At 70.2% G+C, this 19,916-nt stretch carries 23 protein-coding genes and 2 pseudogenes; 9 read left to right on the forward strand and 16 right to left on the reverse strand.

Translation table 11 applies throughout. The annotated features are described in order from the left end of the window. On the reverse strand, positions 1–551 hold a 551-nt coding region (locus tag LQV45_RS05035; protein WP_230006039.1), incomplete at its 3' end, for a LacI family DNA-binding transcriptional regulator. Positions 552–836: 285 nt separating this feature from the next. Between LQV45_RS05035 and LQV45_RS05040 the strand changes: the two genes are divergently transcribed. Further along, positions 837–2,264 (forward strand): NAD(P)/FAD-dependent oxidoreductase, encoded by a 1,428-nt coding sequence (locus tag LQV45_RS05040; RefSeq protein WP_230006040.1) that lies wholly within the window; start codon positions 837–839, stop codon positions 2,262–2,264. Between the two features lie 128 nt (positions 2,265–2,392). Beyond that, positions 2,393–2,749, forward strand: coding sequence for a hypothetical protein (locus LQV45_RS05045; protein WP_230006041.1), 357 nt, complete (start codon positions 2,393–2,395; stop codon positions 2,747–2,749). Here LQV45_RS05045 and LQV45_RS05050 read toward each other — a convergent pair whose 3' ends face one another. Further along, positions 2,750–3,238 carry a MarR family winged helix-turn-helix transcriptional regulator gene (locus LQV45_RS05050; RefSeq protein ID WP_230006042.1) on the reverse strand — a complete coding sequence of 163 codons (489 nt, stop codon included), beginning with the start codon at positions 3,236–3,238 and terminating at the stop codon, positions 2,750–2,752. Between the two features lie 198 nt (positions 3,239–3,436). On the opposite strand from LQV45_RS05050, the gene LQV45_RS05055 reads away from it, so the two are divergent. The 3 genes from LQV45_RS05055 (at position 3,437) to LQV45_RS05065 (ending at position 4,609) form a co-directional block, all read left to right on the forward strand. Continuing rightward, positions 3,437–3,601, forward strand: a complete 165-nt coding sequence (locus LQV45_RS05055; RefSeq protein WP_230006043.1) for a hypothetical protein — start codon at positions 3,437–3,439, stop codon at positions 3,599–3,601. Positions 3,602–3,627: 26 nt separating this feature from the next. Continuing rightward, positions 3,628–3,969: a hypothetical protein gene (locus LQV45_RS05060; RefSeq protein ID WP_230006044.1), complete on the forward strand. Its 342-nt coding sequence runs from the start codon at positions 3,628–3,630 to the stop codon at positions 3,967–3,969. A 121-nt stretch (positions 3,970–4,090) separates the two neighbouring features. After that, on the forward strand, positions 4,091–4,609 hold the full coding sequence (locus tag LQV45_RS05065; protein WP_230006045.1) for a DUF1697 domain-containing protein: 519 nt from the start codon (positions 4,091–4,093) through the stop codon (positions 4,607–4,609). 131 nt (positions 4,610–4,740) lie between these two features. On the opposite strand, the gene purH is transcribed toward LQV45_RS05065, so the two are convergent. From purH to LQV45_RS05085, 4 genes are all read right to left on the reverse strand, one after another. Continuing rightward, positions 4,741–6,351 (reverse strand): bifunctional phosphoribosylaminoimidazolecarboxamide formyltransferase/IMP cyclohydrolase, encoded by a 1,611-nt coding sequence (gene purH, locus LQV45_RS05070; protein ID WP_230006046.1) that lies wholly within the window; start codon positions 6,349–6,351, stop codon positions 4,741–4,743. Between the two features lie 62 nt (positions 6,352–6,413). Then, the gene (gene purN / locus LQV45_RS05075) at positions 6,414–7,013 is read right to left on the reverse strand and encodes a phosphoribosylglycinamide formyltransferase (protein WP_230006047.1); all 600 of its coding nucleotides are present in this window, start codon (positions 7,011–7,013) and stop codon (positions 6,414–6,416) included. Positions 7,014–7,100: 87 nt separating this feature from the next. Next, positions 7,101–8,582: a DUF6350 family protein gene (locus tag LQV45_RS05080; protein ID WP_230006048.1), complete on the reverse strand. Its 1,482-nt coding sequence runs from the start codon at positions 8,580–8,582 to the stop codon at positions 7,101–7,103. Between the two features lie 69 nt (positions 8,583–8,651). Further along, on the reverse strand, positions 8,652–9,089 hold the full coding sequence (locus LQV45_RS05085) for a nitroreductase family deazaflavin-dependent oxidoreductase (RefSeq protein WP_230006049.1): 438 nt from the start codon (positions 9,087–9,089) through the stop codon (positions 8,652–8,654). Positions 9,090–9,153: 64 nt separating this feature from the next. Between LQV45_RS05085 and LQV45_RS05090 the strand changes: the two are divergent. Beyond that, a pseudogene (locus LQV45_RS05090) lies at positions 9,154–10,520 on the forward strand (NCS2 family permease). Between the two features lie 239 nt (positions 10,521–10,759). On the opposite strand, the gene sucD reads toward LQV45_RS05090, so the two are convergent. Together sucD and sucC are read right to left on the reverse strand one after the other, a co-directional pair. Next, the gene (sucD, locus tag LQV45_RS05095) at positions 10,760–11,662 is read right to left on the reverse strand and encodes a succinate--CoA ligase subunit alpha (protein WP_230006050.1); all 903 of its coding nucleotides are present in this window, start codon (positions 11,660–11,662) and stop codon (positions 10,760–10,762) included. 30 nt (positions 11,663–11,692) lie between these two features. Further along, complete coding sequence (gene sucC, locus LQV45_RS05100) at positions 11,693–12,856, reverse strand: ADP-forming succinate--CoA ligase subunit beta (RefSeq protein ID WP_230006051.1); 1,164 nt, start codon at positions 12,854–12,856, stop codon at positions 11,693–11,695. A gap of 198 nt (positions 12,857–13,054) precedes the next feature. Between sucC and LQV45_RS05105 the strand changes: the two genes are divergently transcribed. Then, positions 13,055–13,465: a RidA family protein gene (locus LQV45_RS05105; protein WP_230006052.1), complete on the forward strand. Its 411-nt coding sequence runs from the start codon at positions 13,055–13,057 to the stop codon at positions 13,463–13,465. Between the two features lie 10 nt (positions 13,466–13,475). On the opposite strand, the gene LQV45_RS05110 is transcribed toward LQV45_RS05105, so the two are convergent. From LQV45_RS05110 to LQV45_RS05120, 3 genes are read right to left on the reverse strand one after another with little or no spacing between them, the layout of a single operon-like run. After that, on the reverse strand, positions 13,476–13,976 hold the full coding sequence (locus tag LQV45_RS05110; protein WP_230006053.1) for a GNAT family N-acetyltransferase: 501 nt from the start codon (positions 13,974–13,976) through the stop codon (positions 13,476–13,478). 8 nt (positions 13,977–13,984) lie between these two features. Next, the gene (locus LQV45_RS05115; RefSeq protein ID WP_230006054.1) at positions 13,985–14,587 is read right to left on the reverse strand and encodes a DNA-binding response regulator; all 603 of its coding nucleotides are present in this window, start codon (positions 14,585–14,587) and stop codon (positions 13,985–13,987) included. Then, on the reverse strand, positions 14,584–15,762 hold the full coding sequence (locus LQV45_RS05120) for a sensor histidine kinase (protein WP_230006055.1): 1,179 nt from the start codon (positions 15,760–15,762) through the stop codon (positions 14,584–14,586). Before LQV45_RS05120 ends, LQV45_RS05115 begins: the two co-directional genes overlap by 4 nt. A 150-nt stretch (positions 15,763–15,912) precedes the next feature. Between LQV45_RS05120 and LQV45_RS05125 the strand changes: the two genes are divergently transcribed. Beyond that, a complete protein-coding gene (locus tag LQV45_RS05125) occupies positions 15,913–16,413 on the forward strand; it encodes a small multidrug efflux protein (RefSeq protein ID WP_230006056.1) in 501 nt (166 codons plus the stop codon). A 6-nt stretch (positions 16,414–16,419) separates the two neighbouring features. On the opposite strand, the gene LQV45_RS05130 is transcribed toward LQV45_RS05125, so the two are convergent. The 4 genes from LQV45_RS05130 to LQV45_RS05145 form a co-directional block, all read right to left on the reverse strand. Then, the gene (locus LQV45_RS05130; protein ID WP_230006057.1) at positions 16,420–16,740 is read right to left on the reverse strand and encodes a putative quinol monooxygenase; all 321 of its coding nucleotides are present in this window, start codon (positions 16,738–16,740) and stop codon (positions 16,420–16,422) included. Next, positions 16,737–17,219, reverse strand: a complete 483-nt coding sequence (locus LQV45_RS05135; RefSeq protein WP_230006058.1) for a nucleoside deaminase — start codon at positions 17,217–17,219, stop codon at positions 16,737–16,739. Before LQV45_RS05135 ends, LQV45_RS05130 begins: the two co-directional genes overlap by 4 nt. Positions 17,220–17,281: 62 nt before the next feature. Further along, complete coding sequence (locus tag LQV45_RS05140; RefSeq protein WP_230006059.1) at positions 17,282–17,905, reverse strand: GyrI-like domain-containing protein; 624 nt, start codon at positions 17,903–17,905, stop codon at positions 17,282–17,284. Between the two features lie 44 nt (positions 17,906–17,949). Continuing rightward, positions 17,950–18,882 carry an alpha/beta hydrolase gene (locus tag LQV45_RS05145; RefSeq protein WP_230006060.1) on the reverse strand — a complete coding sequence of 311 codons (933 nt, stop codon included), beginning with the start codon at positions 18,880–18,882 and terminating at the stop codon, positions 17,950–17,952. Between the two features lie 163 nt (positions 18,883–19,045). Here LQV45_RS05145 and LQV45_RS05150 point away from each other — a divergent pair, with 163 nt between their 5' ends. After that, on the forward strand, positions 19,046–19,255 hold the full coding sequence (locus LQV45_RS05150) for a DUF1653 domain-containing protein (RefSeq protein ID WP_230006061.1): 210 nt from the start codon (positions 19,046–19,048) through the stop codon (positions 19,253–19,255). Positions 19,256–19,298: 43 nt separating this feature from the next. Here the strand turns inward: LQV45_RS05150 and LQV45_RS05155 are convergent. After that, positions 19,299–19,916: pseudogene (locus tag LQV45_RS05155) on the reverse strand (epoxide hydrolase); the annotation flags it as partial.

Raw genomic sequence — 19,916 nt, forward strand, 5'->3', positions numbered from 1 at the left:
AGGTCGGCGAGGTGGTCGACCGCGAGACGGATCCCCGCGCCGTCGTCCACCGACACCGAGGTGAAGGGACTGTCGACATCGGGGATGCCGAGGGTCACCGCGGCGATGCCGAGGCTCGCGACGAGGTCGATGCGGGGGTCGTCGGCACGGAGGTCGGAGAGGATGACGCCGTCGACGCGACGGTCCGCGGCGAGTCCGCGGTAGGTCTGCTCTTCGTGGCGGCCGGGGGTGGCGGCCGCGAGCACCAGCACTTGGCCGGACACCGAGAACTCGTCCTCGACGCCCGCGATGAACGAGGGGAAGAAGGGATCCGCGGCGATCACGTCGGGGCTGCGTCCGATGACGAGGCCGCACGCGAACGCTCGCCCCACGCTCAACGAGCGGGCGCGGAGGCTCGGGCTCCATCCCATCTCGGCAGCGACGGAGAGGATGCGCGCGCGAGTATCGGGCGAGACGCCCGCGCGACCATTCAGCGCGAAGGACACCAGGCCCTTGCTGACCCCGGCGCGCCGCGCGACATCGGCGATCGTGGGTCGCGTGTCGTTCGTCATCCGTCACCTCACTGTGGCATCCGCTGACCTAAACCGGTTCAGTGGCTCTGACTCTAAACCGGTTCAGATCGGGCGTCAACCCTGGCCGGCCTCCGCCGGGCGCCGCGTCTCGCCGGGGTGGGGCGCGTCGCCTCGCCGGCGTGGGGCGCGTTCTTCCGTTCGGGGCGTGGTATTTCGCGCCCCAAACGGCATCCTGCGCCCCAACCCCGCACCGCGCCGCACCCTCCGGCATCCCCACCGCGCAACCCCTGCGCAATGTCGTCGCCCCTCGCTAGCGTGAGGGACATGAGCGAACGCGAATACGACCTCATCGTCATCGGCGCCGGCCCCGTGGGCGAGAACGTCGCCGACCGTGCCGTGCAAGCCGGGCTCACGGCCGTCATCGTGGAGTCCGAGCTGGTCGGGGGCGAGTGCTCGTACTGGGCGTGCATGCCGTCGAAGGCTCTGCTGCGCAGCGGTGCCGCCCTGCAGGCCGCGCGCAACGTCGACGGCGCGAAGCAGGCCGTCACCGGCGACCTCGACGTCGCGGCCGTGCTCCGTCGCCGCGACTCCATGACGAGCGACTGGAACGACTCCGGACAGGTCGAGTGGCTGCAGGGCGCCGGAATCGATCTCGTGCGCGGCCACGGCCGTCTCACCGGCGAGAAGACGGTGCGCGTCACCGCCGACGACGGCACGACCACCGACCTCGTCGCTCGGCATGCCGTCGCGGTGTGCACCGGCTCGGCCGCGCTTCTTCCCGGCATCCCTGGCCTGGCCGACATCGCGCCGTGGACGAGTCGCGAGGCCACCGCGGTGCAGCAGATCCCCCGCTCGCTCGCGATCCTCGGCGGCGGTGTCGTCGGGGCCGAGATGGCCACCGCTTTCTCCAGCCTGGGCGCCGAAGTCACGATCATCGCGCGCTCGGGGCTGCTCGGCGGCACCGAGCCGTTCGCCGGCGAGCTCGTCGCCGATTCCTTGCGCGAGCGGGGAGTCACGGTCAAGACGGGGGTGGATGCCACGGCCGCACGCCGCGACGACGACGGGCGCCGCGTTCTCGAGCTGTCCGACGGCACGTCCGTGACCGCCGACGAGGTCCTCGTCGCCACCGGCCGCGTTCCCCGCACCGACGACCTCGGACTCGACACCGTCGGGCTCGATGCCGGCTCGTGGCTCGACGTGGACGACACCCTGCTCGTGCGAGGGTTCGACTGGCTCTACGCCGTCGGCGACGTCAACCATCGCGCACTCCTCACGCACCAGGGCAAGTACCAGGCGCGCGCCGCCGGCGACGTCATCGCCGCCCGAGCGCAGGGCGGCGAGGTCGACGACGCCCCGTGGGGCGCGCACGTGGCGACCGCCGACCACGACGCCGTGCCGCAAGTGACCTTCACCGATCCCGAGGTGGCCTCGGTCGGCGTGACGGCGAAGCGCGCGGAAGAGCGCGGGCTGAACGTCAAGGTGCTCGACTACGACCTCGCGCACGTCGCGGGCGCCAGCGAGCAGTCCGACGCCTACGTGGGCCGCGCCCGCGCGATCGTCGACCTCGACCGGGGAGTGCTCGTGGGCGCGACCTTCGTCGGCCCCGACGTCGCCGAACTGTTGCATTCGGCCACGATCGCGGTCGTGGGCGAGGTGCCGGTCAAGCGACTGTGGCACGCGGTTCCCTCGTACCCGACGGTCAGCGAGGTCTGGCTGCGTCTCCTCGAGACGCTCGGCCGCGAGACCGCGTGACCCCGCGCGCTCGCGGCGCGCGATGACACCGCTGCGCCGCGAAGTCGCAACTGATGGACCGAGTCCAATCTGTCGTACGATTCATGCGGTGGAGCCCGCCTTCACCGTGAACCGTGGGGGTAGGCAAGGTGCCGTTTCGCAGCAAAGACACGTTGCAGGTATGGCTGGATGAATTCGGCGCGAAAGAGCCCGGCCGGATCGGCACCGCGTACGTCGCCGATCAGGAAGCCGTCGATGGTCGCGACAGCGGCCTGGTGATCTTCCCCCTGCGAAACGCCACGACCTCGGTGTACATCCAGCCCATCGAGACCGGGGCACCGGACTGGCGGGTCACGATCGAGGCGCAGCCCGAGGTGACCGAGCTCTCACCCGAGTCCCTGTACGACCTGTGCGAGGAGCTGGCGAACACCGCCGCTCTCTGCGCTTTCCTGCAGGCGAAGTCGATCGAGCACATGGCCCACCTGAACGCGCACGCCCAGGACTAGCTACGCGACCGAAGACTCGGACTTGCCGGCGGCCTGCGGGTCGATGCGTCGGGCTTGGTCCCGCGCGGCGGCGGTGGTGTGAGTGAGGAAGTCCGCGAGGTTGGCCTCGACCTGCGGGTCGAGGTGGCCGATGATCTGTCGACAGGTCGTGTCGAAGCGGGCCAGCTGCGACCACGGCTCCTTTTCGAGGTCCACGACCAGATGGATGTGGTTCACTCGGCGGTCCGCCGCATCGAACTCTCGGCGCAGAATGCCGCGACGCACGAGCCGTTCCACCATTGTCGTGATTCCGGCCGAGGTCACACCGAGATGGCCCGCCAGCTCGGACGGCCGGACGCCGGGGTGAGACCCGACGTAGGCGAGGGCCTTGGCGTCGAGCTCGTTGACACCGAGCTGCTTGCGCGCCTGGGCGGCGGCCGTGTCTCGTTCCCGGACGTAGAAGGCGAGCGCTGCCATCAACGGCGACGAATCACCCGATTTCTCCGTCATTGAACCGCTCCCTACGTAGCTCATGCCCCGAAGCACTATACCTAACCCCCTAAAGTTCCGAACCTGACCATCACGTTCAGTGACTGTTCACCGTGGTGAACCTCAACCGTGTTTACTAACTGAGTTAATTACATGCTAGGTTGATCTTCACCGGGGTTGACAGCCCGGCGCACCGTGGACGAAGGGGGGGGAACCGCGATGGCCCACAGTCTTTTCACCGGGATCCGAACCGCACCCGTGCGGAGATCCACGTTCATCCCGGCTGCCGGTCGCCCGTTCACGCCCGCACCGACGCCCGTCGTCGTCGCGGCTGCGGTGACGGTCTCGGTCGCGGTCGGGGTCGTCCTCCCCCTCGTTCTTTGAGCCATTCACACACGCCAGGAGTCACCATGGGAAAGCTCTTCTACGGTTCCGACCCGCAGCCGATGGACATCGACGATCGACTGCTGCAGTACCTTCAGGTCGTCTTCTCGACCAAGCTGCGTCGCAGCGAGTCGTTCACCATCACGTGGACGGATGCCGCGGCCTCGCACGCCCGCACCACGCTATGGATCCAGCCGTCCATCCCCCTGCGATTCCTGTACTCGAGCGTGGATGCCCAGCGCCTGTCCGGCGGGTACCTCCGCCAGCTCGCCGACCAGGCCGCGATGTCGTCGGGTCTGGTGCTCGACGCCACCACCTGGCACGAGCACGAGAGCGCGCACCGCGTGCAACTCGTCGCCGCGGCCTGACCGCACCCTCTCCCCCGCACCCCGCCCTGACCATCAGGGCGGGGTGCGGTCTTTCACCGCGGCCCCGACGTGCCGGCGCCTTTCCGCCCGACCGGCGGGTCCTCCGGCGTAGATTTGCGTCGTGACCCGGACGATCGCGCTCCTCCGCGGCGTGGGTGGCCCCACGGCGCTGAAGATGGCCACTCTCCGCGAGGTGCTGGCATCCGCGGGGCTGGGCGAGGTCGAGACTCTCCAGGTGGCCGGGAACATCGTGCTCGACGACGCGGGACGCTCCCCCGAGGCCGTCGCCGGGGTCGTGCGGGCGGCTGTGCTCGGGGCCTTCGGCCACGATCTGCCCGTCGTGGTGCGCTCTCACGCCGAACTCGCCGACGCGCACGCCCGCAACCCCTTCGCCGACGCGGCCGAGGGACGGTGGGTCCAGACGGTCTTCCTCGACTCCGTCCCCGCCGTCGCCGCGGTGCGTCTGCCTGCTGGCATCCCCGAAGAGGCGGTCCTCGACGGCCGCGAAGTCTTCGTGCGCTACCCCGAGGGGATCGGCGGCTCGAAGCTGCAGGCGGGCTGGTTCGAGAAACACCTCGGCGTCGTCGCGACCGCCCGCAACGCCAACACGATCGCCAAGCTCATCGCGCTCAGCGCGTAGCGCCCCGCCCCGCGCCCCCCGCGATAAACGCCCTGCCGAGTGAGACACCACGCAATAGGGCGTGTCTCGCTCGACAGGGCGTTTATCGACAGCGGGCGGCAGCTGCGCACGGCCGCAGCGGCGGCGGGCGCTCAGTGGAAGAAGTGCCGCTCGCCGGTGAAGAACATCGTCACGCCGGCGGCACGGGCGGCGTCGACGACCTCGCCGTCGCGCACCGATCCGCCGGGCTGGATGATCGCCGAGATGCCGGCGTCGATGAGCACCTGCGGCCCGTCGGCGAACGGGAAGAAGGCATCGGATGCCGCGATGGACCCGGCGGCCCGGTCGCCCGCGCGCTCGACCGCCAGGCGACACGAGTCGACGCGGTTCACCTGCCCCATGCCGATACCGACCGTCGCCGAGCCCTTCGCCAGGACGATCGCGTTCGACTTCACCGCGCGACAGGCCTTCCACGCGAAGATCAGGTTCGTCATGTCCTCGTCGGCGGGCCGCTCGCCCGAGACGAGCTCCCAGTTCTTCGCGACCGACTCGATGTCGTCGGGGAACCGGTCGGCATCCTGCAGCAGCAGCCCGCCCGACACCAGGCGCACGTCCATCGGCTCCTGCCGCCAGTCGGCGGGCAGCTGCAGCACGCGCAGGTTCTTCTTGAGCTTGAACACCTCGAGCGCTTCGGGCTCGAAGTCGGGCGCGATGATGACCTCGGTGAAGATATCGCGGAGGTTCTCGGCCATCTTCAGCGTCACGGTGCGGTTCGCGGCGATCACACCGCCGAACGCCGAGACCGGGTCGCACTCGTGCGCGCGCAGGTGGGCCGAGGCGATCGGGTCGAGGGCGTTCGGTGCGGCGACGGCGATGCCGCACGGGTTGGCGTGCTTGATGATCGCGACCGCGGGCTTGACCATGTCGAACGCGGCGCGGAGGGCCGCGTCGGCGTCAACGTAGTTGTTGTACGACATCTCCTTGCCCTGCAGCTGGGTCGCCTGCGCGATCCCGTGACCGCCGACGCGGGTGTAGATCGCGGCGCGCTGGTGCGAGTTCTCGCCGTACCGCAGTGTCGACAGGCGCTCGGCCTGGATGGTGAGGTGCGCGGGCAGGTCGATGTCGTCACCGAGCGTGCCCTCGGCGAACCACGTCGACACCGCGGTGTCGTACGCCGCGGTGTGCGCGAAGGCGCGGGCAGCGAGTTCGCGCCGCTGCACGAGCGAGGTGCCGCCGTCGCGCTGCACCGCGTCGATGATCGCGGGGTAGGACTCGGGCGAGACGACGATGGCGACGTTCGCGTGGTTCTTCGCCGACGCACGGACCATCGCGGGGCCGCCGATGTCGATCTGCTCCACGACGTCGTCGCCCTCGGCCCCGGATGCCACGGTCTCGACGAACGGGTAGAGGTTCACCACCACGAGCTCGAAGGGGAGGATGCCGAGCTCATCGAGCTGCGCTTCGTGACTGGCCAGACGCAGATCGGCGAGGAGACCCGCGTGGACGCTCGGGTGGAGCGTCTTCACGCGCCCGTCGAGCGATTCGGGGAACCCGGTCACGGTCGAGACGTCGGTGACGTCGTGGCCGGCGTCACGGATCGTCGCCGCGGTCGAGCCGGTCGAGACGATCTCGACGCCCGCACCGGCCAGGGCCTCGGCGAGCTGCAGCAGGCCGTCCTTGTCGCTCACCGACACCAGCGCTCGGCGGATCGGGACGACGTCACGGGGACGGTAGTCGGCGGGGTCGTGGCGGGGTCCGGCCATGGCTGCGGCTCCTGTGTCTCGTGTCGGGGTTCAAGGACGCGGGCGTGCGGACGCCCGCGGGATCAGGGGGTTCGGGATGCCGCGACGGCGAGGTCGAGGTCGCCCTCGGCGATGCGGCGGACCACGTCGATGAGCAGGCGGCGCTCGACGGGCTTGATGCGCTCGTGCAGCGCCTCTTCGTCGTCGCCGGGGAGCACGGGGATGCGTTCCTGCGCGAGGATCGGACCGGTGTCCACGCCGGAGTCCACGACGATGACGCTCGCCCCGGTCTGCGCGACGCCGGCCCGCAGGGCGTCGCGCACCCCGTGTGCACCGGGGAACTCGGGCAGGTACGCCGGGTGGGTGTTGATGATGCGGGGCTCCCACTCGGCGACGAGGTCGGCGGGCAGCAGGCGCATCATGCCGCTCAGCACGACGAGGTCGGGCTGCCACACGCGCAACTGCGCCCCCAGTTCCGCTCCCCACTCGGCGCGCGACGCGAAGGCATCGAAGGGGACGAGGAAGGTCGGGATGCCGAAGTGCTCGGCGTGCGCGAAGCCGTCGGCCTCGCGATCGGCACCGACCGCGACCACGCGCGCCGGAAAGTCGGGGGCGGCGGCCGCCTCGAGCAGGGCGCGGAGATTGGAGCCGGTGCCGGAGATGAGGACGGCGACCGTGAGCACGGAGGCCAGTCTACGCAGGTGCGTTCGAGCGCGCGGATCGGCCCGTCTCCCCGGACTTGACCGCGTCGCCGACGGCGCGCCGACAGGTCAGCGCTGATCCGGCGCGGCGTCGCCCCACGCGGCCCGGATGCGCGCGCGGACGTCGTCATCGCTCTCCGCGGCGGTGGCGTCCGGCGCAGGCCCCGCCTCCGCGGCATCCGGATCCCGGTAGGCACTCGGCCATACATCGGTCGCGATCCCGACGCCCGGGCCGGGGGCCGTGGGGGTCGGTCCGGTCGCGTGCTCGGCGCGGTCGAAGGGCACCTGCTCGCGCGTCGGGAACGAGAACGCCGGGACGTACTCGCGCGCCTCGGAGACAGGCGCCGTCCGGCCACCGACGCGCGGGCTCAGCAGCAGGATCGCGAGGCCGACGAGCACCTCGAGACCGAGCGCCAGGGCGAGGGGACCCGGCTGCGGTCCCGTGTCGGCGAGACGCGCCGGCCCCATCGCGCCCGACGAGACGAGCGCGACCAGTGCCCCCACCCCGCCGGTGAGCGCGGCGACGACGACGGCGAGGGTGAGGCGCGGTCCGATCGGCTCGGGGCCGGTGGCCAGCGGCATCCGGCCTCTCAGGATCCACCCGGTCAGCGCACCCACCCCGACGGGCAGCAGCACGAGCAGCAGCAACCACGGCGAGGTCGAATCGGGCACGGCGCCCAGCACCGGGATGCCGGGGAGCGCGCCGACCTGCGTCGCGGCGGGGGTGACCGCGGTGTCGGTGCCGATCGCGAAGCCGGGACCGGCGGTGAACGCGAGCGCCCACAGCACGAGCGTGGGGAGGTAGACGAGTTGCCCCAGCGCGATCACGGTCGCGCCGACGGCGTCGGCGTTGCTGGCTTGGAAGAGCCCGATCACCTGGCCGGAGCCCGCGACGAGCCCCGCGACGAACACCACGGCCCCCACGCTGACGAGTCCGAGAGTGGTCAGGGCGAGGCCGCGTACCGCCAAGGCGGGCACTTCGGCCCAGGCCCGCGGGAGACGCGCGAGCCGGTCCCGTAGCGCGTCGACGGGGCCGTCATCGCCCACCCGCCACGACCCGACGACGGCGCCGACGAACGATGAGGCGAAGAAGATCGACGACGGCAGCAGGATCGCCAGCCAGATCTCGGATGCCACGAGCTCGGCATTCGCCGTCAGCGCGACGAGCGTCGAGAGCGCGGCGAAGACCAGCGACCCGGACAGCCAGCCGGTGATCGCGGCGCCCGCTTCTGCCGCGCGCGAGCCGGAGCGGGCCGCGAACAGACCGGTGAAGACCGCGAACGCGAGCGGTGCGAGCGAGAGCGTGAAGGTCGCGAGCGCGGGGTCGATGCCCGTGGCCGCGAGATAGGTGTCGGGCAACGTCACGGAGACGGGCACGAGATGGCCCAGGTGCCACACCGCGGCCGACGCGGGCCAGAGGGCGCCCCAGTCGGGATCGCCCCCGCCGAACACCCACAGGAGCGTCAGGGGCGCGAGCACCACGGCGATACCGCCCGCGGCCGCCAGCACGGCGTCGAGGGCGGCAAGGAGGGCGACGAGTAGACGATGCATGAGCGACTCAGACCCTACCCGCGGCCCCCGACAGCGCCGCTCAGGCGCGGCGGCATTCGGGCGTGCTCGTCAGTCGACGGGCTCGAGGACGAAGATCTCGATGCGGCGCTCGGTCTTGCGCTGGTACTCGTCGTAGTCGGGCCACACCGCCACCGCGCGGGCCCACCACTCGTCGCGCTCGGCGCCCTCGGCCTGGTGCGCGTCGTACTCGCGCTTGTCGTCGCCGTCCTGCAGCGCGACGCGCGAGTTCTTCACGAGGTTGTAGAACCAGGCCGGGTGCTCGGGAGCCCCACCCTTGGATGCCACGACGAGGTATCGACCGTCGTGTTCGACGCGCATGAGAGCCGTCTTGCGCAGGCCCCCCGTTTTTGCTCCGACGGTGGTGAGGACGATGATGGGAACGCCCCGCAGTTCCGCGGCCTCCTGGCCCCCCGTGGCCTCGAAGGTCTCGGCCTGCGTACGGGCCCATTCGCTGGTACTGGGCAGATACTCTCCTGAGAGCGACATGTCCCCCACGATAGGCCCGCTCACCCCTCCCCGGCACCGCCCTCCCTCATTTCCTGGAGCCCCCATGAGCACGCCCGCTCCCGAGACCACCGCCGACCCCGCACCGAAGAACGCGCTCGACCGCTTCTTCGAGATCACCGCGCGCGGGTCCTCCGTCGGCGCCGAGGTGCGCGGCGGCGTGGTGACGTTCGTGACGATGGCGTACATCGTCATCCTGAACCCGATCATCCTGTCGGGGACGCCGGACGTCGCCGGAAACGCGCTGGGTTTCCCGCAGGTGGCCGCGGTCACGGCCCTCACCGCGGGCGTCATGACGATGCTGTTCGGCCTCGTCACCCGTGGCCCGAGGCGATGGGCCTCGTCGTGATCAACGGGCTCATCATCGTGCTCCTGGCGGTCACGGGTCTGCGCCGCATGATCTTCGAGGCCGTGCCGCTGGCTCTCAAGACGGCCATCACCGTCGGCATCGGCCTGTTCATCGCCTTCATCGGCTTCGTCGACAGCGGGCTGGTCACCGCCACGGGCCTCTCGTCGCCCCCGGTGGGCCTCGGCGTGCAGGGCTCGATCGCGACCATCCCGACGGCGCTGTTCGTGCTGACCCTCCTCATCACCGCCGTGCTGATGGTGCGCAAGGTCAAGGCGGCGCTGCTCATCGGGCTGCTCAGCGGCACCGTCATCGCGGTCATCGTCGAGGCCATCGCGCGGCTCGGCGCGCGCTCGGCCGAGAACCCCGGCGGCTGGGGCCTCAGCGTCCCGACGGTGCCGGCGCAGTGGGTCGGCCTGCCCGACCTGTCGCTCGTCGGCCAGGTCGACCTGTTCGGCTCATTCGGCCGCATCGGTGTCCTCGCGGCCCTCATGCTGGTCTTCACGCTCGTCTTCACGAACTTCTTCGACGCCATGGGCACGATGACCGGTCTCTCCCGCGAGGCGGGCCTCGCTGCCCCCGATGGCACCTTCCCGCGCCTGCGCTCGGCGCTGGTGATCGAGGGCATCGGCGCCGTGGCCGGCGGCGCGACCTCCTCGTCGTCGAACACCGTGTTCATCGAGTCGGGGTCGGGTATCGGCGAGGGCGCCCGGACGGGCCTCGCGAACGTCGTGACCGGAGCACTCTTCTTGCTGGCGATGTTCTTCACGCCGCTGACCAGCGTCGTGCCCACCGAGATCGCCGCCGCCGCGCTCGTGAGCGTCGGTGCGCTGATGATGGGCCAGATCCGCCACGTCGACCTCAGCGACCTATCGGTGTTCCTGACCGTGACGATCATGCCCCTGACCTACTCGATCGCCAACGGCATCGGCGCGGGCTTCGTCAGCTGGGTCGTCATCCAGGCGCTCTCCGGTCGCGCGCGCCGCGTGAGCCCCCTGCTGTGGATCGTCGCCGCCGGCTTCGTCGTGTTCTTCGCCCGCGGCCCCGTGGAGTCGCTGCTCAGCTGACCCGCGCCCCTGAGTTTGCGCCGCCAGATCACGCGACCTGGCCGAACGCACACGGCGTGGTCGCCCACATCGCGTGCGCTCGCCCCGATCGCGTGCACTCGCCGCGCCGCCGTGCCGCAACTCCGCCGCGCCGCGCCGCACCGCAACACCACCGCACCGCACCGCACCGCACCGCACCGACCCTGGACACGGAAAAGGGCCCGGATGCCATTGGCATCCGGGCCCTCGAACGAGAGCGCTTAGAGGCTCTCGATGATCTCGCGCATCAGGGCGGCGGTCTCGGACGGCGTCTTGCCGACCTTGACGCCGGCGGCCTCGAGGGCCTCCTTCTTCGCCTGAGCGGTGCCCGCCGAGCCGGAGACGATGGCGCCGGCGTGGCCCATGGTCTTGCCCTCGGGGGCGGTGAAGCCCGCGACGTACCCGACGACCGGCTTGGTGACGTTGGCCTTGATGAAGTCGGCCGCACGCTCCTCGGCGTCGCCGCCGATCTCACCGATCATGACGATCGCCTTGGTCTCGGGGTCGGCCTCGAACGCGGCGAGCGCGTCGATGTGCGTCGTGCCGATGATGGGGTCGCCGCCGATGCCGATGGCGGTCGAGAAGCCCAGATCGCGCAGCTCGAACATCATCTGGTAGGTCAGGGTGCCCGACTTCGACACGAGGCCGATCGGACCCTTGCCCGTGATGTTGGCCGGCGTGATGCCCACGAGCGCCTCGCCCGGCGTGATGATGCCGGGGCAGTTCGGGCCGATGATGCGGGTCTTCTCGCCCTTCGACTTCGCGTACGCCCACGCCTCGGCGCTGTCGCCGACGGGCACGCCCTCGGTGATCACGACGAGCAGCGGGATCTCGGCGTCGATGGCCTCGACCATCGCGTCCTTCGTGAAAGCGGGGGGCACGAACGCGATCGACACGTCGGCGCCGGTCTCGCGCATAGCCTCTTCGACCGAGGCGTAGACGGGGAGCTCGACGTCGTTGCCGGCGGCATCCTTGTGCGAGACGGTGGTGCCGGCCTTACGGGCGTTCACGCCACCGACGACCTGGGTGCCGGCCTTGAGCATGAGCGCGGTGTGCTTGGTGCCTTCGCCGCCGGTGATGCCCTGGACGATGACCTTGGAGTCCTTGTTGAGGTAGATCGACATAGTCCTAGTTCCTTGTTCCGATGTCGCGGCTCAGGCGTTGGCCAGTTCGGCGGCCTTGTCGGCGCCCTCGTCCATACCGGCGGCGAGGGTCACGAGGGGGTGGTTGGCGGCGGCGAGGATCTCGCGGCCCTCTTCGACCTGGTTGCCGTCGAGACGGACCACGAGCGGCTTGGTCGCCGCGTCGCCGAGGATCTCGAGGGCCTTGACGATGCCCTCGGCCACGGCGACGCACGAGGTGATGCCGCCGAAGACGTTGACGAACACGCTCTTGACCTGCTCGTCACCGAGGATGACGTCGAGACCGGCGGCCATGACGGTCGCCGAGGCGCCGCCACCGATGTCGAGGAAGTTCGCGGGCTTGACCCCACCGTGGTTCTCACCGGCGTAGGCGACGACGTCGAGGGTCGACATGACCAGGCCCGCGCCGTTGCCGATGATGCCGACCTGACCGTCGAGCTTGACGTAGTTCAGGTCGTGCTGCTTGGCCTTGGCCTCGAGGGGGTCGGCGGCATCCTTGTCTTCGAGCTCTTCGTGCTCGGGGTGGCGGAAGCCGGCGTTCTCGTCGAGCGAGACCTTGCCGTCGAGGGCGATGATGTCGCCGTCCTCTGACTGGATGAGGGGGTTCACCTCGACGAGGGTGGCGTCCTCGCCCTTGTAGACGTTGAAGAGCTTGACGAAGACGTCGGCGACCTTGGGCGCCAGCTCGTCGTCGAACTTCGCGGCCTTGGCGATCTCGAGGGCCTTCTCGGGGGTGATCCCCTCGAGCGGGTCGACCTCGATGCGGGCGAGAGCGTCGGGACGCTCGACCGCCAGCTCTTCGATCTCCATGCCGCCCTCGACGCTGGACAGCGAGAGGTAGGAGCGGTTGGCGCGGTCCAGCAGCACCGAGAAGTAGAACTCCTTGGCGATCTTGGCGCCCGCGGCGACCATGACGCGCTTGACGACGTGGCCCTTGATGTCGAGGCCGAGGATGGCCTGCGCCGCCTCGAAGGCCTCGTCGGGGTTCTTGGCGACCTTCACGCCGCCGGCCTTGCCGCGGCCTCCGGTCTTGACCTGAGCCTTGACGACGACGACACCGCCGAGCTTCTCCGCGGCCGCCTTCGCCTCCTCAGGGGTGTCGGCGATGATGCCGGCGAGCACCGGCACCTCGTACTTCTCGAACAGATCACGTGCCTGGTACTCGTACAGATCCACGGACAATCCTTCGCTGGGCGATCGGTGGTGGGAGGAGACGAATCTCTCGATATCAAGAGATCTCGCCAGTGGTCCACCCTACTAGACCGGGCTGAACCGCCCGGACGCCGGCCCCTTCGAAGGGAGAGGTGTGCGGATGCCACTCCCCCGCGGTACACGGCGGTCGGCGCCGCGACGCGCCCTCGCTACGGTGAGACCGTGCCCTCCGCCGTGACCCTCATCCGCTCCTCCGCTCTGTCCGATGCCGCCGAGTACGCCTACGCCGCCACCGCCCCGTCGGACGCGCGGCTGATCTTCCTGGCCGGTTCATGCCCGCTGAACCCCGACGGCTCCACCGCCGCGATCGGCGACTACGCGGCGCAGGCCGCGGCCTGCGTCGAGAACATGACGATTGCGCTCCGCGCGGCGGGTGCCGAGATCACCGACGTGATCAGCACGCGAGTGCTCGTGGCATCCACCCGACAGGCCGATCTCGTCACCGCGTGGGAGGTCGTCCGCGACGCGTTCGGAGACCACGACGTCCCGAGCACGCTGCTCGGTGTCACCGTCCTCGGCTACGACGACCAGCTCGTCGAGATCGAGGCTGTCGCGGCGGTCGTGGGCCGGTAGCGATCGCGCCTCAGCCGAGGACCGCGACCATCTGCACGCGACGGCCGTAGGCGTTCAGCCCGAGTCGCTCCTCCGCGTCGATCAGCGAACGGTGGAACGCCGTCGAGGGTTGCTCTTCGCGGAATCCGGCCGTGGCGTAGAAAGGAGCGTTCCACGGCACGTCGGCGTAGGTGCGCAGGGTCATGCGCCGGTGGCCTCGCGTGCTCGCCTCGCGCTTCGCCGCTTCCAGGAGCGCACGCCCCCATCCCTGCCGCGCGTGCGTCGGCGCGACCGATAGCTGCTCCAGGTGGCAGATGCCCTCGGTCTCGGTCACGTGCACGAACCCGGCGAGCTCGGCATCGTCCGCCTCCGCCACGAGCAGGAACCCGGGCGCGGCGAAGCGCTCCTCGGCGGGTTCGGCCGGCGGCCACTCCTGTGGCTCCAGCAACGCGACGAGCAGGGCGTCGGCGGCGATCTCGACCCGCTCGACCGCCTGGGCGTCCGTCAGCTCGGCCGGGCGGATGAGAGGCATGCGGCGGATCATATCCACCCCCGCTCGCGGGCGTGGATCGTGGCCTGCTGGCGGCTCGCGAGGCCGAGCTTGCCGAGCACCGACGAGACGTGGTTGCGCACGGTCCCGGCCGACAGGTGCAGGGATGCCGCGATCGCGGCGACCGTCTCACCTCGCGCTCCCGCGCGCAGCACGTCGAGCTCCCGGTCGGTGAGGGGGCTCCGCTCGTCGCTCAGGGCGTCGGCGGCGATCTCGGGGTCGACGTAGCGCCGCCCGGCGGCGACCTCGCGGATCACCGCGGCCACGTCATCCGCCGGTCGCGACTTCGGCAGGAAGCCGTCCACGCCTGCCCCGAGAGCCCGCCGCAGCACGCCGGGGCGGGCGTGCCGAGTGACGATGACGCACCGCGCGGGCACGCGCCGACGGATCTGCGCGGCGGTGTCGACGCCGTCGAGCCCCGGCATCTCCAGGTCGAGCAGGCAGACGTCGGGCCGCAACCTCTCGGCCTCGGCGAGCGCGGTCTCGCCGTCGCGGCATTCGGCGACCACCTCGAGGTCGGGCTCCAGGCGCAACAGCGCGGCGAGCGCCGTGCGGATCATGTCCTCGTCGTCGGCGATCAGCACCCGGATCACGCGGGCACCCCCTCGGGCACGCGCACCGTGATGCGGAACAGCTCGCCGACCCGGCCGGCGTCCATCGATCCCCCGACCGCGCCGACGCGCTCGGTGATCCCGGCCAGGCCGGCACCGTCACCGACCGGAGAGCTCGCGGCGCCCGCGTCGTTCTCGACGACGAGCACCCAGTCGCCCCGGTGACGCGAGAGCGAGAGGGATGCCAGGTCTCCCCCGCCGTGCTTGAGGACGTTCGTCGTGGCCTCGCGCACGACCGGTCCGAGCACGTCGGCGGGAGCGCGGTGCGCCTCGGCGTCGACGAGCAGCTCGACGGTGAGACCGGCTGCCCGCAGCAGGTCGGCGGCGTTGGCGAGCTCGTCGGGGAGCGGCACACCGCGGAAGCGGCTCGCGAGGTCGCGCGTGCCACGGCGGGCTTCGTCGACACTCGCGCGCGCCGCCCGCACCTGCTCCACCGCGGCGTCGGGGTCGCGCCCCATCATCTTCTCGGCGAGCTCGAGCTGCAGCGCGATGACCTGCAGGTGGTGGCCCTGTAGGTCGTGCAGGTCGCTCGCAAAGCGAAGCCGCTCCTGCGCGGCGGCGAGCTTTCCCTCGGCGCGACGCGCCCGGTCCAGCTCCCGAACGATGTCCCACCACCACAGCGACGTCGCCGCCAGCGGGGGCAGCATCGCGACGAACAGCACGAGCCCGAACACCGACGAGCCGGAGGCCTCGGGCGCGAGGCGCGTGGCATCCACGAACCAGACCGCGAGGATCCCGATCACCAGCAGGACCACCAGACGCAGACGGATGCCACTGCGCCACCGCACCAGGCACAGGACATAGGCCGCGAGGCACGTGCCGAGGATCAGTGAACCCACGCTCAGAGCCATCAGGGCCCCACTGGCCGCACCGGCCAGAAGAAGGGGCCACGACCGGCGAACCGGGGCCTCGTCGCCGTCGACCGGTTCATGCCGATAGCGCACGAGAAGGGCCACGGCGGCAGCGAGAGAGCCCGCCGAGCCGACGAAGAACAGCGTGATCGCGAGCGGCTCGGGCAGCAGGGTCGGGCGCAGCAGGATCGGCACCGACCAGACCGCGATTCCGAGCACATGAAACGCCAGGATCGACCCGGCCGTGTACCACCAGGTCGCGCTCACATCGCGGGCGTAGGACGTCACGGCGGCGGGGGTGCTCACCCCGGCCACTGTACGACCGTGACATCTGTCATGGGTCGGGCGTCGCTTCCTCCGGGATGCCGATGACATGGCGACACTGCCGCGAGCGGTGCGCCGTCGATGGGATGGAATGACCGCGGAACCCGCCGCGACCGATCCCCCGGAGCAGCCATGTCCAACCCCCTGTCCGACCTCATCCTCGGCTTCCAGGGCCTCGTCGCCGACGTGCCCGGCCTCGTGCAGCCGCTCATCGTGGCACTCGCCGGTGCGGTGCCGTTCATCGAGGGAGAGGGAGCTGCCGCGATCGGCATCATCGGTGGCATCCACCCCGTCGTCGCCGCGATCGCCGGGGCGGTCGGCAACCTGCTGTGTGTCACGATCGTCGTGCTCGCCACCGCGCGGGTGCGCACCGCCGTCACCACGCGCCGCGGCGGCCCGGCCGAGCCGCTCTCGCCGCGACGGCAGAAGTTCGAGCGGGCGTACCACCGCTACGGCACCGCGGGTGTGAGCCTTCTCGGCCCCTTGCTGCTGCCGACGCAGTTCACCGCCGCGGCCCTCACCTCTACCGGCGTTCCCCCGGTGCGGGTGATCGCGTGGCAGGCCGCGGCGATCGCCCTGTGGACGACGGCGGTGACACTCATCATCACGGGCGTCATCCGCTTCGCGGCGTGAGTCGCCTCAGTCGCCGGCCGTGTCGATCTCGATCGACTCGTGGTGGCGAAGAACGAGGGGCCCGGTGAGGTAGGCCTCCTCATCGGGGAACGTCACCGCGTCGGTGCGCCAGCCCTCCCCCGCGTACGCGACGGGCGCCGCTTCGTCGGCCCACTCACTGACGTATTGCACGCGGCGCGGATCGTCGAGGTCGACGAGCACCGCGTGGCGGAGCAGTCCCTCGTACCGGTTGGGGAACGACGAGACGAGATCGCGCAGGCGAGCGAGGAACTCCTCTTCGAGCCCGTCGCGCACGTACGCCTCGGAAACGCGGACGATCACGCTCACCCCCAGAACCCGCGGTGCGGCTCGGCGGCCTCGTCTTCGAGGTGCGGACCCGACACGACCACCCGCTGACTCCCGCGGGCGAACACCTCGCGCGACGGCAGGTCGAGTTCGCGGCCATCCTCGCCCGATTCCGCGAGGGCGATGAGCCCGGTGCCCGACAGGGCGTAGACCATGCGTCCGATCCCCGCCCAGAACATCGCGCCCGCGCACATCGCACAGGGCTCGCACGACGTATAGAGAGTGGATGCCATCAACTCGGTGGCATCCAGTTCGCGCCCGGCGAGGCGCACGAGGTTCGTCTCCGCGTGGCAGGTGACATCGCGATCGGTGAGGACAGTGTTCTCGGCCTCGAGGATCCGCCCGTCGTCGGTGACGAGGATCGCGCCGAAAGGGTGGTTTCCTCGCTCGCGCGCGCTGACCGAGAGCGCGATCGCGCGGCGCAGGTGGGCGAGTTCGGTCGCGTCGAGGTCGTCTGTCATGTGTCGATGATCGCAGGGCGCCCGGCGTGGCACCGCTCCGAACGGGGTCGCCGGGCCGCTGTCTACGCGCGTTTGGTGACGGGTTGACGTAGAAGGGTGCGGAGCTTGTCGGGGGCGACTTTGCGGACGTCGTTGAAGTAGATCTCGTGGTGCTTCCCGCTCAGGCTGAGCCACTGACCGGGGATGAACTCATCGTGCATCTTTTCCAGCACGTCTGCTTCATCGTCAAAGGAACCGATGTGCAGCGTCTGCACGCACACCCCCTCGGCGAGAGTCTCGATCCGAACGTCGTCCAGCCGATCAACCGATCCTTTGGCTTTGACGACGTCAACGGCTTCGTGGAACATCGTCTCGTCGATCCACTCGGGAACCATGAGCATCATGCTCCAGTCCCACTGCGATTTGTCTCTGGCCACGGTGAAGGCATCCATGTCCTCCGCCCACCACAGGCCTTCAAGCGGGGGCACCACGTAGTCGCGGCCGAGGTCGCGTTTGCTCGCGAACTTCAGCTTGTACGCCACGGGGTAAAGCGCCTGCAGAGCCTGCGTGTAGGCGGGTGAGGTGTTGGGGTCGCCGTGCCCGTCGATCATGAGGTACCGCATCTCGGGGATCTCAAGGACCCTGAACTCGCCGACCCTGGCCTGATAACTGTCGAAGGCCTTCGTGAAGTCGATCTTCTCCGTCATGTTGCACCTTCACTCTCCGCGCGCCACGATCGCACCCATGCCGTTCACCGCCGTGGCTCATGTCCGGTGCCGGCGGGCTGATCGGCAGCGCCCGCGACGACGGCGTCGAGGTCGCTGACCGCGTCCGCGACGTCCTCCGCGAACCGCAGCGCGATGTCGGAGTGCGTCGCCGTCGACAGCTCCCGGAGGATCGACCCCTCGGGCAGTGCCGTCGCGTACATGTGGCGCAGGGCGTCGAGCTGCAGGCGGAGGTCGCCGACGCTCCGGAACTGCGCCTGCAGCGGGTCGATCGCCCCGGCCTGGAGCACGACCGTCGGGGCAGCGAAGGGGCCGGTGCCGAGCTCGTCGAGGATCTCGGTGAAGTTAGCCCCCTCTCGCGGTCCCGTCCGGAGGGCGTCGGAGCGGTGACGTTCGCGAACGTGGTGACGGATCTCGGGCGGAAGATCGGCGGTGACCGCGTCTCTCCACCGACGAGCGGCGGCACGGTGCTCGTCGGTGACGACGACGGTCGACGAGGCGTTGACGGCGATCCGAAGCCGATCGGGCATCGCCTCGTTCCACGCACCGTGCACAGGGTCGAGCAGAACCATGCCGGCGACGCGACCGGGGTACAGCTGAGCGAAACGCTGCGCGTACGCACCGCCGAGGGAGTGACCGACCAGGACGACGGCACCCTCCACCCTCAGCGCACGGAGGAGACCCTCGAGTTCTTCGGCGACGGCGGCCGCGGTTCGCGGAAGGGCGACGGAGGAACTCCACCCCGTACCGCCCCGGTCGTAGATGACGCCGGCTCGCGATGGCGCGATGCGGTCGTAGGCGCGCCACAGATCGAGGCCGACATCGCCCGAGCCGGGGAGGAAGACCACGCAGGGGCCGGGGCCCTCCCGCATGTCCACCCACAGACGGCGCCCGTCCACCTCGACGAACCGGCCGAGCGGCGGCGGTGCCGCGGTATCGATGGGCGTTTCGGGGTCCACACTTTCACCGTAGTGAACGTGCACCGGCGGGTCCTGCGATCTTCAGGGGGAGGAGGTGCCTCTTGCGTCGCGGTCGTCACCTGCCCCGCGGCCGACTGCCATACTCGGCACCCGAGATACACGCACGATGCATCGTTCGACAATTACGGAGGGGGCGAGCCGAGTGGAAATCGAACCCGGCATCTATGAGCACTTCAAGGGCCAGCGTTATGAGGTGTTCGGGACTGCGCGGCACTCGGAAACCGAGGAAGTCTTCGTGTCGTACCGGAAGCTCTACGACGACTACTCGTACTGGGTGCGGCCGGTGGAGATGTTCTTGGGGAACGTTGAGCGGGACGGGTACGAGGGGCCGCGTTTCCGACGTGTCGCGTAGCGCCTGGTTTCAGGTCACGCCGCGCCAAACCTCCGTCCGCATGTCACACCGACGCAGTCAGAACGGCCGCTAACCCCTCCCGTAGGTCGTGAACGAAGGCCTCCGGCACCTCCAGCGCCGGGAAGTGGCCGCCACACTCGGGCGCTCGCCACCGCACGATCTGGAGGAAGCGTTCCTCCGCCCAAGGCCTCGGGTGCTTCTCGATGTCGTGCGGGTAGGTCGTGAGGGCCGCGGGCACCGTCACGCGCAGGTCGGGGTCGAGGGATTGGTGGCTCTCGAAGTAGATGCGCGCCGCCGACGCGCCGGTCGCGGTGAGCCAGTACAGGGTCACGTTGTCGAGAATGCGGTCGCGCGAGATCGTTTCGAACGGCGTGTCGGCGGTGTCACTCCACTCGAAGAACTTCTCCAGAATCCAGGCGAGCAGCCCGACCGGGGAGTCGACGAGGGCATACCCGATCGTCTGCGGCGCGCTCGCCATGACCTTCGCGTAGGCCAGGCGGTCAGCGACGAAAGCGCGCGTGTGCTCGACCCATTGCCGTTCGGTGGCGTCGAGCACTTCGAGGCTGAGCCCGGGCGGCGCCTGCGGCGTCGTCGCGTGAATGCCGATGACATTATCCGGAAAGAGACCCGCGAGGGCGATCGTGGTCGGTCCGCCCCCGGC

It is taken from the genome of Microbacterium sp. Bi128 (assembly GCF_918698205.1).

Coding starts and splice junctions, on each gene's coding strand:
- LQV45_RS05140 (WP_230006059.1), bottom strand. CDS start 17,905: ATGACGGAGAAGATCGACTTCACGAAGGCCTTCGACAGTTATCAGGCC.
- LQV45_RS05135 (WP_230006058.1), bottom strand. CDS start 17,219: ATGACAGACGACCTCGACGCGACCGAACTCGCCCACCTGCGCCGCGCG.
- LQV45_RS05085 (WP_230006049.1), bottom strand. CDS start 9,089: ATGTCGCTCTCAGGAGAGTATCTGCCCAGTACCAGCGAATGGGCCCGT.
- LQV45_RS05125 (WP_230006056.1), top strand. CDS start 15,913: ATGTCCAACCCCCTGTCCGACCTCATCCTCGGCTTCCAGGGCCTCGTC.
- purH (WP_230006046.1), bottom strand. CDS start 6,351: ATGGCCGGACCCCGCCACGACCCCGCCGACTACCGTCCCCGTGACGTC.
- sucD (WP_230006050.1), bottom strand. CDS start 11,662: ATGTCGATCTACCTCAACAAGGACTCCAAGGTCATCGTCCAGGGCATC.
- LQV45_RS05040 (WP_230006040.1), top strand. CDS start 837: ATGAGCGAACGCGAATACGACCTCATCGTCATCGGCGCCGGCCCCGTG.
- LQV45_RS05080 (WP_230006048.1), bottom strand. CDS start 8,582: ATGCATCGTCTACTCGTCGCCCTCCTTGCCGCCCTCGACGCCGTGCTG.
- LQV45_RS05060 (WP_230006044.1), top strand. CDS start 3,628: ATGGGAAAGCTCTTCTACGGTTCCGACCCGCAGCCGATGGACATCGAC.
- LQV45_RS05110 (WP_230006053.1), bottom strand. CDS start 13,976: ATGCCTCTCATCCGCCCGGCCGAGCTGACGGACGCCCAGGCGGTCGAG.
- LQV45_RS05050 (WP_230006042.1), bottom strand. CDS start 3,238: ATGACGGAGAAATCGGGTGATTCGTCGCCGTTGATGGCAGCGCTCGCC.
- LQV45_RS05055 (WP_230006043.1), top strand. CDS start 3,437: ATGGCCCACAGTCTTTTCACCGGGATCCGAACCGCACCCGTGCGGAGA.